This window comes from Streptococcus sp. 1004_SSPC, assembly GCF_001069025.1.
In the GTDB taxonomy this organism is placed as follows: Bacteria; Bacillota; Bacilli; order Lactobacillales; family Streptococcaceae; genus Streptococcus; species Streptococcus vestibularis.
This window is the reverse complement of record NZ_JWGQ01000011.1, coordinates 22,565-36,487: the sequence shown is the minus strand read 5'-3', so window position 1 is coordinate 36,487 and position 13,923 is coordinate 22,565. Positions and strand designations below refer to the sequence as shown.

Genomic DNA, 13,923 nt, shown 5'->3' with positions numbered 1-13,923 from the left:
GAAGGAGGGGAGCTCTGTGGCCATTAAAGCAGTCTTTTTTGATATTGATGGGACTTTTCTAAATGACCGAAAACGTGTGTCAAGTTCAACCAAAAAAGCTATCACTCAAATGAAGGAAGATGGTATCTTGGTTGGTTTGGCAACAGGTCGTGGTCCAGGATTTGTTCAGCCTTTCATGGACAATCTGGGTCTGGATTTTGCAGTCACTTATAATGGTCAATATATTTTAACTCATGACAAGGTCCTGTATCAAAATCAGCTCCCTAAATCAACAGTCTACAACTTGATTCGCTATGCTACCAAGCACCGTAGAGAGATTTCTCTAGGGACTAGCACAGGTCTTGTTGGTTCCAATATTATTAGTATGGGAACGAGTAAGTTTGGACAAATCGTTAGCCATATTGTCCCTAAGTCCTGGGCTAAGATGGTGGAACGTAGTTTCAAGTCTTTGATTCGTCGTTTCAAGCCACAAAGTATTGAGACTCTTAAGACTATCATGCGTGAGCCTATTTATCAGGTGGTTATGGTAGCGACGGTGGGGGAAACACAAGATATTGAAGAAAAGTTTCCTCATGTGAAGATTACCCGTTCAAGCCCTTATTCAGCCGATATTATTTCAGCAGACCAATCTAAGTTAAAAGGTATCGCTCATTTAGGTGAGGTTTTTGGTTTTGAACTCAGTGAGGTTATGGCCTTTGGGGATTCGGAAAATGACCTAGAAATGCTGTCTGGCGTCGGCGTTGGTGTTGCCATGGGTAATGGTGAAGACGAACTGAAAGACCAGGCTACCCATGTCACTGATACTAATAACCAGAATGGGATTGCTAAAGCCTTGTCACACTATGGTTTGATTCACTTTGAGACAGAAAATTCATTTACCAGCGATGATGACAACTTCAACAAGGTTAAGGATTTCCACCATTTGATGGATGGCTCAACTACTGATATGCCTCGTGTTTACGGTATTGAGGAAGCTAGTCACCGTTCGGACTTCAAGTTGGAAGAAATTGTCGAATTCCTTTACGCTTCATCAGGTGGGGACAAGCGTGTCTTTGGTCAGGCTGTCCTGGATTTGCATGCTGCTCTTGATAAGGCAGCCCTCAAAGTTAGTTCTAAAGAGCATTCAGAATCAACTATGGTTGGTCAGGTGGATGCTTTGACAGACTTGCTTTATTTGACCTATGGTTCATTTGTTCTTATGGGGGTGGATCCTAAGCCTTTCTTTGATACCGTTCATGAGGCTAATATGGGGAAAATTTTCCCAGATGGCAAGGCTCATTTTGATCCTGTGACCCACAAAATTCTTAAACCAAGTGATTGGGAAGAGCGATTTGCACCAGAACCACACATTAAACGTGAGCTAGATCGTCAGATTCAAAAATCCCTACAAAGAAGTAAATAAGAAGAGAAAAAGGTTTGGACAGTCTGCTCCAAACCTTTTTCTAATAAAAATGACATTTATTAATGGATTTATTTGTGATAAAATAAAGTCGTTCTATGTATTTTTAAGGAGATTATTATGACTAAAGCAGATTGGTTAGATTTTTTTGAAGCCATCAATGGTCGTTCAGCGACTGAAGAAGAAATTGCAGCGGCACTTGCAGCTGGTGAGTTCCAAGATGACGCCCCAGAAGTAGAAACTGCTCCAGTACAAGAAGCGCCAGCGCAACCAGCTTTCGCTAATGTTCAAGAAACACCAGCCCAAGAGTCGCACCCACAGCCAACTTTCGCTGGTGCACAAGAAGCGCAACAACAACCGACTTTTGCGAGTGCACAAGACGCACAACCGCAAGCTCCTTTTGCAACTGCTCAGGCAGCACAACCTCAACCAACCTTTGCGGGGGTGCAAGCTGCTCCAGTACAAGGAGTGCCAAATCAAGCAGTGCAACCACAAGCTGGTTTTGCGAATGCTCAAGCTGGTCAACAAGCAGCTTTTGCTAACGGTCAACCTCTTCAACCAGCTCAAAACGTTCAATTTATCAATGGCCAAGCTGTAGTTGTTCCAGCACAACCATCAGCATTTGCGACAACTTTCAAAAACTACTGGACATGGTTGCTTAATACATGGCGTCGTCCAGCTGACATGACAGATTATGGCAAACACAATGGTTGGCTTAACTATATCTTCTTGTCACTCTTCACTGGACTTGCCTTCTTTGCAATCTTGAGCGCTGTGGCACGTAAATTTATTAGCCCAGTTGTATCAACAACAAATGCATTGTCTAGTATGTTTGGTTCTTATGGAACAGATAGTTACTCATCTTCATTTTCAAGTCATACATCTAGTATTGGTTTTGGGGCTTTCTTCGCAAGTATCCTAGCTGCCTTCCTCTTCATCTTTGCCTTCATCTTGGCAGGATTTGTGACACGTAAGGCCATCTTCCGTGACCCAGAGACTACTTTCTTGAATAGTTTTGACCGTTTTGGTCGCTTGACATCATTAGCCTTGCCAGTATTGCTTGTAACCATCTTGTTCGGAGCTATTGGACTTGTTGGCTTCCCACTTTTCTTGTTCTATGTTGTTTACTTCTTATTTGCACTTGCAAACCTCTTTACAATTGTTCCTGTAACAACAGCGTGGAAGGCTGATAAGTTCTATCAAATGATCTTGGCAGCACTTTTGAATGGTGTCATTTTGTCTATCTTATTTGCAATCGTATTTACTATCATGTCATCATTTACAATAGGTCTTCTATTCTAAGTAAAGCTCTAGCATTTTTTGAAAAAGCAAGTGTATAGAAGTCTTTATGGCAACAGAAGAAAAGTCGATTGATTTATTTGAAAAGGCAGTTGGTCGTCCGCCCCGTGTCTTGGAAATTGAAGAAGGCTAAAAAGAAGACCTTGATTTAAAGGCTATTAAAGGCATTGCTGCAATGGGTTTGGATCAGGAAGTTACTTATCCTGAACCAACAGAAGAAGTTGATGAGTATGACGTTGCCGAGGAAGTGTTTGAAGATGTCCCGCTTGGTGATGAAGAGGAAACGACTCTTTTAGAAATTGAGGAGCTTTCACCAGTATCTCACGCAGATCAAGGTCAAACTGAAGAAAATTCAGAGGCCGCTTCTAAAGAAGCACAAGCCATCTGGATGAAGGCTTTTAAAACCTATGTTGGACGTCAACCTCTTCCTGAGGAATTCCTACTTGGTAAGTCTTCAGGTATGATGTGTCAACCATCCATCAGTTTATCTCAGATGGTAAGGCAGCGAAACCAGCCATGGCTAAAGGAAAGAAAATCCTGATTATTGCTGGTGTTGTTGTAGCAGTCCTAGCGCTTGCTGGTTATGGCTTTGGTTCTTATTACTACTCACGTGGTCAAGTAGCAGAACGTTATGAAGCAGCAGCTAAGAAGAGCTTTAGGGATAGCCTAGAATACCAAGTATGGTCTGATACTAAAAAGGAAATTAAAACATCCGAAGCCAAGTACACAAGCCTATAGCAAGAGCTAACTTATGTCTGGTTAACGTATGCAAAAGGTTGGCCGCCAGTTTCTTATTTTTCCTAAGTGGAGAGTCGTGGTAGATCCTGGAACGGTTGATTTAACCGTTAATACAGCTGATTTGAATGTGACTATTAATGGTATTGCTTATGCGACTACAGATGGCAATAACTACACGTCTAAATTGAACCATCTCTATCCAGGAACTTACAATTTTGTGGCTTCTGGTAAGGTCAATGACCAAGAAATCACGGTCTCATCTGAGGAAAATGTGACCTCTAAAACGGAAGTCAACCTTTCTGTAGAGTATCTCAGTTTTACTGTTAAATCTAATGTTAAGGATGGGGATCTCTACATCGGTGGTACTAAGATTGGAACCCTTAATTCAGAGAAATTTGATGTAAACAAGGTAGCAGTTGCTGGGCCATCAGCTGTTTATGTTAAGAAGAATTTCGAAGATGATAGCTCTATCAAGACAGAGACATTGTCTATTAAGAAAATCTCTGAAGGCCAAACGGTTACTTTAGATGCTGACGGAGTTCTTGACCGTGATACGGCAGACCGTTTTTTGACAGCAGCTTATGGTAAGTTTGATAGTTATGCCTCAAATCATAACACGACTACAGATGGTGTTTCTGTCATTTTCCTTAATGGTACTGATGATACCATGTATAAGGATGTAACGGCTGATATTGATAAAAATACTACAGGTGCTAAAAACCGAGCTGCCGATAGTATTACCTTCTCAGGCATTGACGTAACAGAAGTCGTTCAGACTGGTGAGAAGACCTTCAAGGTGACCTTCACAGCCGTTTATGATTTCTACTATGGTTATGATTCAAAATTCAAGTCATCAGGAGATATCAAAGATAAAATCTCTTGGTCATGTAATGTGGAATACGTTGGAGACGATGATAGCGATTCTAGCAGTAGTAGTTCTGACTACAGCAACTATCGTATCAACGGCAAGGCTGGCGAATCGCAACATGTGAGCCGTGAAAATACCGTGAAATAACAGTAGCTTTCTCAGTTAGTTAGCATTGAACAGATTACAAATAGGAGGTTAGTCCTCCACACTAAAAAATGGAGAACTTGGCAATTGCTGGGTTCTTTTGTTTGGCTGTTTTTACCTCTTAGGGGCTAAACTGTGCCACTTACCCCAAAAGGCCTTGTTTTGTGTAAAGTACTTGTTATAATGGAACCATCAAAAGGACAGGAAAGGAGTCTTATGAAAGTTAGAATCGAATTAGACCCATCCATGGATGAGTCTGAAATCTTGATTCGAGCTCCTCGGTTAACACAGGAATTAGCCCAGCTCCAAGAGTCTATTCTAAAGCAAAAGTTAGTTCCTTTAACCTTTTATAAGGATCGTAGTGAATATTTTCTGGATTTGGCAAATATTCTCTTTTTTGAAACAGACGGGGAGAAAATTTATGGTCATACTAAGGATGAGGCCTATGAGGTAAAGCAAAAGCTCTACGAATTGGAAGACTTGTTACCGATTGCCTTTTGTCGGATTTCCAAATCGACCATTGTCAACGTAAAGCAGATTTATTCTTTAGAGAAGTCTTTTTCAGGGACCAGCACGGTTAATTTCTATCAGACCCACAAGCAGGTCCATGTATCAAGACGCTACTATCAAGTTTTAAAAGAACGACTAAACGAAATGAGGTAAGATAATGAGAAAGAAATTAGTTGGGATCCTCTTGATCCTTTTGGCAGCTTTGGTAATTGTACAAGACTATTTTATACAATGGGAAATTAGTTTTTGGATGTTAGCTTGGGTAGTCTTACTGGCTATTTTGTCCCTTTCTAGTTTTTTGAAGCGACATTTTGCTCTTGGTTTCGCCTATGGCATTGTGGCTCTTTTTTCACTTAACGGGCAGTTCCATTTTCTTCCAGTATCTAATTTGGTCGTTATCCTCTCTTCTATTCTTGCAGTTATTGGCTTGAATATCCTCTTCAATTCTTCTAGTAAAACAAAGAATCGTTTTGGGTTGGGTTCTACTGGCTCAGACGCTAACAATGGTGGTAATGATATCGATGTGTCTTTTTCAACGGTGACCAAATATCTCAATGATCAACACTTTACTCATGGAAGTGCGGATGTAAGTTTAGGACAGGCTTCCGTTTATTTTGATAATTGTCATATCGAGGGGTCATCTGCCCAGTTTGATGTGGACGTTTCTCTGGGAAGCTTGAGTCTCTATGTCCCCAGTGATTGGCGAGTTCATATTAATGTGGACAACTCGCTCTCGGCTATTCAACACCAGGAAAATCCAAGTAATTTGACTAGCAAGGATTTCTACATCAAAGGGGAAGTTTCCTTGGGTAATTTAGAAATTATTTATATTGGTTAGAATGCGGTTGATTAAGTTAGGAGAGAAGTTGCTAAGAGCATGACATTAGGGAGATAATACTCCTGTATTTCTAAGTTCATCCAATCTATCAGATTGATTCCCACTCCCTTTTTTCCTATTTTGTAGTCTCTTTATTTGTGATAATAGAGTATAGTGAAAAACTAGATTGGAATGATTATACTCTATTGGAGTTTTATGTGACGAATATGACATTAAAAAATCTAGGCGAATGCATGCTAAGACTGAAAGTCAGATAAACAGAAAATGAGGCTAGAAGGGAAATTACTATGAGAAAGAAAGCGGTTGGTTGATTTAGGAACAACTAACCCTGTCATGTCTGTTGTTAGTGAAGATGTGCTAGAGATTATTCTGATGGGGACGAATGACGATCAGGTTTTGCTATGAATGTGGTTGACTTGACCCTACGAGTGTCTATTTTCTTTAGTAATGCGATTGATGAGAGTAAGCAGGTGCCTGTAAGTCAAATCAATTTTAGTTTTCATAGCCATGATAAGGATGGTAGCTACCATTTCGTCATGGAAAATAGGACGTAAGAAGAAAAAGTTGACCTTGATGCCATTATGCAGGAAGAAAATCAGAAGAAGACCTCTGGTCTTAACCTTCACTCAGCCAAGAATATTCTTAGGAAGTATAGTGATGCCAAGCTGATTCCAAGCAGTGGTGACTACCTTTTAGGAATTAATTTTTAAATAAAGTTGTGGAGCTAAATCTTTTGATTTGGTTCTTTTTTGGGCTATAGGACCAGATATTTGGGACTTTTACTGTAGGGGATAAGCTTATGTCTGACCCATAGTCCAGAGGGCTAAAAAGGGATGAGGAAGGAGTCTGATTGTTGCTTAATTCTGTGTTATAATAGCAAGGATTAGTGGTTGTTAGCGCTAAGTGAATGGCGATCCTTGCTTAGCCCAACGACTGGTGTAGAGACAAGAAAGGGACGTCTTATGAAATTACTTTATACGGATATGTCTCAGGATTTGACAGAAATTCTGACGGAGCAGGCAACCAGCTATGCTCAAAAAGGGAAAAGGGTCTTTTATATTGCCCCTAATGCCCTGTCATTTGAGAAGGAGCGTAAGGTCTTGGAATACCTGCCTCAGTCAGCATCCTTTGAGATTACGGTGACTCGTTTTACTCAGATGGCGAGATACTTTATTCTCAATACGAGCAACCCCAAGATGCAGCTGGATGATACAGGTTTGGCCATGATTTTTTATAAGGTGTTGTCGCATATGGGCGATGATGAACTCAAGGTTTATGGCCGTTTGCGTAAGGATAGCAACTTTATTAATCAATTGGTGGACCTTTATAAAGAGTTGCAGCAGGCTAATATGACGGTTCTGGATTTGCAGCATCTGGATCAGGTTGAGAAACAAGAGGATTTGGTCAGGATTTTCAGTGTGGCTCAGGACCTCTTGTTGGCAGGGGATTTTGACAATCAATCAAAGCTCAGTGCCTTTTTTAAGGAAATTACCTCAGGTCATTTGGATAAGGCCCTGGGCAACACGGTTTTGGTCATTGATGGCTTTACGCGTTTTTCTGCCGAGGAGGAGGCTCTGGTTGCACTCTTGAATGATAAGTGCCATCAGATTGTCATTGGAACTTATGCCAGTCAAAAAGCTTATAGGGCTAACTTTGTTTATGGCAATGTTTATCAGGCCTCAGTGGATTTTTTGAGAACTTTGGCTCAAACCTATAAGGTGACACCCGACTATGTAACGACAGACAAAGAGGGCAATCCTTCTTTTGATCGCATTAGCCGTCTTTTGGAGAGCCGTCATGATTTTAGTACGGTAGATGAGCAGCTGACTGCTCAGGACAAGCAAGCCTTGCAGGTCTGGGAAGTGGTCAACCAAAAGGAAGAGGTGGCTCAGGTTGCCAAGAGTATTCGTCAGTTGCTGGCGGATGGCAAGCGCTACAAGGATATCTTGGTCCTGCTTGGTGATGAGGAGAGTTATAAGCTTCAGGTGGGGCAGATTTTCCGAAAATTTGATATTCCCTATTATTTCGGTAAGGAAGAAACCATGTCTAGCCATCCTTTGGTACAGTTTGTGGATTCGTTGGAACGTATCAAGCGCTATAACTACCGTACCGAGGATTTGCTTAATCTCGTAAAATCCGGTCTTTATGGTGGTTTTACTCAAGAGGATTTAGACTTTTTTGAGTATTATGTCAATTTTGCAGATATCAAGGGGCGCCATAAGTTCTTGTCTGATTTTACAGCTAACAGTCGTGATAAGTATGATTTAGACAAGCTCAATGGATTAAGGTTACAGCTGGTAGAGCCCTTGGACAAATTGCTTAATAGTCGCAAACAAAAGGGATCTAGTCTACTCAAGAAACTAGTGGTCTTTTTAGAGGCTGTGCAAGTGCCAAGTCAGATGGCTGCTTTGACTGCCAAGGCCAGTGAGGCTGAAAAAGAACAGAATGAACAAGTCTGGAAGGCTTTCACACAACTCTTGGAGCAGGTTGAGACTATTTTTGGTGAAGAAACACTGTCAGTGGACGACTTTTTGTCCATTTTGCGTTCAGGAATGTTGGCCTGTGATTACCGTACGGTTCCAGCCACTGTTGATGTGGTCAATGTGAAAAAATATGATTTGATCCAGCCACATTCGGCTCCGTATGTTTTTGCTTTGGGGATGACCCAGTCACACTTTCCTAAGGTAGGGCAAAATAAGAGTCTCCTATCTGACGAGGAACGTAGTCGTATCAATGAGGCGACGGATGAACACAGGAGCTTGGATATTGTTACGCAGAGCAATAGTCAGCGGGGGCATTTTGTGGCTATGTCACTTTTTAATGCGGCTAGTGAACAATTGGTGCTTAGTCAGCCACAAATTCTCAATGAGACTCAAGATGACATGTCGGTTTATTTGAAGGAGCTGCTTGACCTTGGTCTTCCTTTGGTTGAAAAGGGACGCAATCGTTTCGAGGCCAAGGGTGACCAGATTGGGAACTATAGAGACCTTCTGTCGACTGTCATTGCCCTTAACAGTAGTCATTTGGATGTAGATTTGGACAAGGACACCCAGACTTTCTGGTCAGTTGCTGTACGTTATCTCCGTAAACGACTTGATAAGGATCAAGTCTTGATTCCAACGGTGATAGATGATGTGACGACGACCAAGGTGGATGAACAGGTCATGCAGCTGGTTTTTCCGGGGGAGGAACCACTGAAATTATCAGCTTCTGCTCTGACGACCTTCTATAACAACCAATATCTTTATTTCTTGCGTTATGTTTTGGGACTTGAAGAGTTGGAGTCTATTCATCCAGATGCTCGACACCACGGAACTTACTTGCACCGTGTCTTTGAGCGTGTGATGGGTGATTCTTCGTCAGAAAACTTCGATGATAAATTGGAAAAGGCTATTGCTCAGACTAATCAGGAACAACCCTTTGAAATTCTCTATACAGAGGACCAAGAGAGTCGCTTGTCTCGTCAGATCTTGGAAGATATCGCTCGTTCAACTGCCAGTGTTTTGCGTGACAATGCGGCGGTTAAGGTTGAGCGTGAGGAAGCTAAGTTTGACTTACTTTTAGCAAATAGCATCAAAATTACAGGGATTATTGACCGAGTGGACCGTTTAACGGATGGGGCTCTGGGTGTCGTTGACTACAAGTCAGGTAAAAATGTCTTTGACATTCAGAAATTCTATAATGGCCTCAGTCCGCAGTTGGTGACCTATCTGGAGGCCCTTCGCCAAACCTATAAGGTTGATGCTGCTCAGCTTTTTGGGGCCATGTATCTTCACATGCAGGACCCACAGCTTAACCTAGCTAAGTTTGGTCTGGATAAGCTAGCAGCTCAGGCTCATAAGGAATTGACCTATAAGGGACTTTTTGTGGCTTCAGAAACAGAGCATCTAGCTGGTGGAAACTATGATTTACAAAAGACTGTCACCTATGACAAGAAGGACCTAGAAACCTTGCTAGACTACAATATCAAGCTCTTTACAAGTGCTGCTGAAGTTATTAGAAGCGGGAATTTCGCGGTCAATCCTTATACCGAGGATGGCAAGTCTGTTCAAGGAGATCAAATCAAGGCAATTACTCATTTTGAGGCCGACCGACACATGGGACAGGCTCGAAAACTCTTGCGTTTACCAAGTAAGGGCAAGAAGGAAGCCTATTTGGAGCTGATGGCAAAAGATGAGGACGATAATGAGATGCAAGTTGCTGAAAAAATCATCCCCTTTCCAGTCACTGATCAAGCTGTAACAGCAGACAAAAAAGACCAGGAGGACAACCATGTTGACTAAAACTTTTTTAAGTCCAACAGAGATTGAGGAACGTATTGCCCAAGAATCAGCTTCTGACAAGGAACGTAAGTTAACACCAGAACAGATTGAGGCCATTTACAGTAATGGTACTAATATTCTTGTGTCAGCTTCGGCCGGATCAGGGAAAACTTTTGTCATGGTTGAGCGTATCCTTGATATGATTGGACGTGGCGTTGGTATTGACCAACTCTTTATCTCAACCTTTACGGTAAAGGCTGCAGGTGAGTTAAAAGAGCGTCTGGAAAAACGTCTGACAGAGCAGCTTGGACAAGCTGAGACGGATGAAGAGCGTGCCTTTCTTTCGGACCAGATTGCTAAGATTGGGACAGCTGATATTGGAACCATGGATGCCTTTACTCAGAAATTGGTCAATCAGTATGGCTATCTCCTGGGTGTGTCACCTATTTTCCGCATCATGACAGATCCTGCCGAGCAGACACTTATGAAAAATGAGGTTTATGCTGACCTCTTCAACGATTACATGCAAGGAAAGGATGCCCAGCTTTTCCAAAAATTGGTCCGCAATTTCACTGGACATAGCAAAACTAGTAAGGCCTTCCGTGATTTAGTTTACGATGTCTATAACTTTTCTCAGGCTACTGCAGGTCCTGAAAAATGGCTACGTCAAAATCTCTTAAAGGGGCAGACGGAGGCCAAGCCAGAACAGGCTAAAAATGATCTTTTAGACGGTCTTAAAGTTGGCTTGTTGGCTGATTTCCTAGCTTTCTTAAGAGACCATTTAGGTCTAGCTCAGCGTGAATTTGCCAAGGCTAAGTATCTGAATAATGTGTCGGATGCCATTAGCCTTCTTGAAGGAGCTCTGGCCAATGACCAAACGGATATGGAGGACTTGCTCAAACAACTCTTGACTTTGTCAGGAGGTACTGGTTTGACCAATATGACCCGTCCTAAAGACGAGGAACTCAAGGCCTACAAGGAAGCTTACAACAAGACCAAAAATGAGTTTGTGGCCCAGTTGCGAGAGGTTGATACCCAACTAACGGTCCTCGAGGTTTTGACCAAGCATAATGATGACATCCTACCTCTGTTGGAGTTGCTTCAGTCCTTTGTACTTGATTTTTCGGACCAGTATTTACAGGCCAAGATTCAGGAAAATGCTTTTGAATTCTCGGATATTGCCCATTTTGCCATCCGTATTTTGGAGGAAAATCCAGAGGTGGCAGCTAGCTACCGTGACCGTTACCATGAAGTAATGGTAGATGAGTATCAGGACAATAGCCATACCCAAGAACGCATGTTGGAACTCCTATCTAATGGACACAACCGATTCATGGTGGGAGATATCAAGCAATCCATCTATCGTTTCCGTCAGGCAGACCCTCAGATTTTTAATGGTAAGTTCCAGCTTTTCCTTGAAAATCCAGATGCAGGTAAACTTATCCTTCTAAAGGAGAACTTCCGTAGTCAATCTGAAGTTCTTGATGCGACTAATGGTGTTTTCAGCCACCTCATGGATCAGGAAATCGGGGACATCCTCTATGACAAGACTCATATGTTGGTAGCAGGTAGCGAGAAGCAAAGAGAGCCCCATCCTGAAAATCAGACAGAGGTTCTGATTTATAATAGTGATGAAGCAAATGTGACTCCCGACGAGGAAAGTGCTGATCAACCTATCAGTAGCGGCGAGATTTCCTTGGTTATCAAAGAAATCATCAAACTTCACGAGCAGGGTGTACGTTTTGAGGACATTACCCTCCTTGCGCCAACCCGCAACACCTATCTGGACTTGATGGCAAGCTTTGAGGAGCACGGAATTCCTTTGGTTCCTGACGAGTACAAGTCAAGTTACCTTGAGTCACTAGAAGTTATGATTATGTTGGATACTCTTCGTGCCATCAATAATCCTCTCAATGACTACGCCTTGGTTGCTCTCCTTCGTTCACCGATGTTTAACTTCAACGAGGACGACCTGGCTAGGATTGCTGTCCAGGCTGACAAAGGCCAATTCTACGATAAGCTTCTTGCAGCTCATACTAAATCAGGACTTCATCCAGAAGTTGTCACCCAAGGACTTGAGACCAAGTTGACTCTCTTAATTGAGACTCTATCAGATTGGCGTGATTACAGTAAGTGGCACTCGCTCTATGACCTCATCTGGAAGATTTACGACGATCGTTTCTATTATGATTATGTTGGCAGCCTTCCACGAGCTGAGCAACGCCAGGCCAATCTCTACGCCCTTGCCTTGCGTGCCAATGCCTATGAAAAGACTGGCTTTAAGGGGCTTTCTCGTTTTATTGGTATGATTGATAAGATTATTTCTAGCGGTAACGACCTAGAGGAAGTGGCAGACTTGGTTCCCAAAAATGCCGTTAGCCTCATGACCATTCACAAGTCCAAGGGGCTAGAGTTTAAGTATGTCTTTGTCCTTCAGATGAATCGCAAGTTCATTGGTCACAGCAAGGATGGCCTGAGCGGGAAGTATATTATCAACCGTGAAAAAGGGCTTGGCATTAAGTACCTAGCTGACCTTAAAGACCAGATAAACACCAATTTGCCTAAGTTAAATGTTGTTCTCGAGACCTTAACCTTCCAGGAAAATCGTAGGGAAGAGCGACGGGCAAGTATCTCAGAAGAGATGCGTCTACTCTATGTGGCAATGACCCGTGCAGAGAAAAAACTCTACCTGGTTGGTAAGGGCAGTAAGGAGAAATTGACCCAGCAATTTGGCACGGATGTTGAAAATAATCGCCTACCAGTAGCCCTACGTGACCAAATCGCTACTTATCAGGATTGGGTTATGGCTTTGGATACTGCCTTTATGAGAAAGGATCTCAAGTTTACTGTTCGCTTTGTTGAGGCTGAGGAGTTGATCCCAGAGGCTATTGGTCAGGTTGAAGTTCAAGCGGCAGTAGATGCCGATGATTTATCTAACAATCGTCAGACAGAAGAGATTAAGCGTGCCCTGACTGTCTTAGAAAGTGTTAAAAAACTCAACCAACTCTATGCACCAGCGATTGACCTACCATCGGTGCGTACTCCAAGTCAGCTGAAGACTTTCTACGAACCAGTTATGGATACAGAAGGTGTAGATATCATGGACAAGAAAGAGGAAGTCCAACCTCTTGAGACAGCAACCACTTTTGAGTTACCAGACTTTGGACAAAAGATTAAGGTAACCGGAGCTGCGGTTGGTTCTGCTACCCATGAACTCATGCAACGCTTGATTCTTTCTGATACTGTGACCCTCCAAGACTTGACACAGGCCTTGAGTCGGGTATCGGCAGATGATCAAGTTAAGGCGCGTGTGCAGTTAGAAAAGCTACTAGGCTTCTTTGACACCGAACTTGGGAAGCTCATTCTAGCTAACCGTGGTAAGTTGCGTCGTGAAGCACCATTTGCTATGTTAGCAGAAGATCCCGCTAGTAAAGAAGACTTTGTCGTCCGTGGTATCATCGATGGCTACCTTCTTCTTGAAGACCGTATTGTCCTCTTTGATTACAAGACGGACCATTTTACTCAACCTGGTGAGCTTAAGGAACGCTACAAAGGGCAAATGAGCCTATATGCTAAAGCACTTAGCCAAGCCTATCAAGTAGATAAGATTGATAAATACCTTATTCTCCTAGGTGGAAAAAACTTGGAAGTTGTAGAAGTATAAGCTATAGCATAACCATTCTTTCATAGTGAGAGAGTGGTTTTTGTCTCCGAAACCAAGTAAAAAAGACCGGTGTCTCCACCAGGCTTTCCGATAAATTTCCATCAGTATTGTAAGTTCATTAAAATATTAGAGGGTGAAAACGGTTATGAAAAAAGTATCTTGTAGGTCGCTTAGACCTACGAAGGTTATTATAACAAGCTC

General features: G+C 42.4%; 11 protein-coding genes. All 11 read left to right on the top strand.

Translation table 11 applies throughout. The features are described from left to right. The first annotated feature begins 16 nt into the window (after positions 1 to 16). Positions 17 to 1,402: a Cof-type HAD-IIB family hydrolase gene (locus tag ADF62_RS00930; protein ID WP_003094843.1), complete on the top strand. Its 1,386-nt coding sequence runs from the start codon at positions 17 to 19 to the stop codon at positions 1,400 to 1,402. A gap of 117 nt (positions 1,403 to 1,519) precedes the next feature. After that, positions 1,520 to 2,701, top strand: a complete 1,182-nt coding sequence (locus ADF62_RS00925) for a DUF6574 domain-containing protein (RefSeq protein ID WP_048787880.1) — start codon at positions 1,520 to 1,522, stop codon at positions 2,699 to 2,701. Between the two features lie 172 nt (positions 2,702 to 2,873). Continuing rightward, positions 2,874 to 3,239 carry a hypothetical protein gene (locus tag ADF62_RS10055; protein WP_048787879.1) on the top strand — a complete coding sequence of 122 codons (366 nt, stop codon included), beginning with the start codon at positions 2,874 to 2,876 and terminating at the stop codon, positions 3,237 to 3,239. Further along, the gene (locus tag ADF62_RS11075) at positions 3,215 to 3,436 is read left to right on the top strand and encodes a hypothetical protein (RefSeq protein ID WP_048787878.1); all 222 of its coding nucleotides are present in this window, start codon (positions 3,215 to 3,217) and stop codon (positions 3,434 to 3,436) included. The genes ADF62_RS10055 and ADF62_RS11075 overlap by 25 nt, the downstream gene beginning before the upstream one ends. A 28-nt stretch (positions 3,437 to 3,464) precedes the next feature. Next, complete coding sequence (locus tag ADF62_RS00910) at positions 3,465 to 4,451, top strand: TcaA 3rd/4th domain-containing protein (protein WP_003096093.1); 987 nt, start codon at positions 3,465 to 3,467, stop codon at positions 4,449 to 4,451. A 213-nt stretch (positions 4,452 to 4,664) separates the two neighbouring features. After that, positions 4,665 to 5,111, top strand: coding sequence for a LytTR family DNA-binding domain-containing protein (locus ADF62_RS00905; RefSeq protein WP_037621291.1), 447 nt, complete (start codon positions 4,665 to 4,667; stop codon positions 5,109 to 5,111). Positions 5,112 to 5,115: 4 nt separating this feature from the next. Next, the gene (locus ADF62_RS00900) at positions 5,116 to 5,796 is read left to right on the top strand and encodes a hypothetical protein (RefSeq protein WP_048787877.1); all 681 of its coding nucleotides are present in this window, start codon (positions 5,116 to 5,118) and stop codon (positions 5,794 to 5,796) included. Positions 5,797 to 6,197: 401 nt separating this feature from the next. Then, entirely contained in the window at positions 6,198 to 6,350 is a 153-nt protein-coding gene (locus ADF62_RS11305) for a hypothetical protein (RefSeq protein WP_227337323.1), read from the top strand. 27 nt (positions 6,351 to 6,377) lie between these two features. Beyond that, entirely contained in the window at positions 6,378 to 6,506 is a 129-nt protein-coding gene (locus ADF62_RS11645) for a hypothetical protein (RefSeq protein WP_003096101.1), read from the top strand. A gap of 252 nt (positions 6,507 to 6,758) precedes the next feature. Next, the gene (rexB, locus tag ADF62_RS00895) at positions 6,759 to 10,079 is read left to right on the top strand and encodes an ATP-dependent nuclease subunit B (protein WP_048787905.1); all 3,321 of its coding nucleotides are present in this window, start codon (positions 6,759 to 6,761) and stop codon (positions 10,077 to 10,079) included. Then, a complete protein-coding gene (gene addA, locus ADF62_RS00890) occupies positions 10,069 to 13,722 on the top strand; it encodes a helicase-exonuclease AddAB subunit AddA (RefSeq protein WP_048787876.1) in 3,654 nt (1,217 codons plus the stop codon). The genes rexB and addA overlap by 11 nt, the downstream gene beginning before the upstream one ends. Positions 13,723 to 13,923 lie beyond the last annotated feature (201 nt).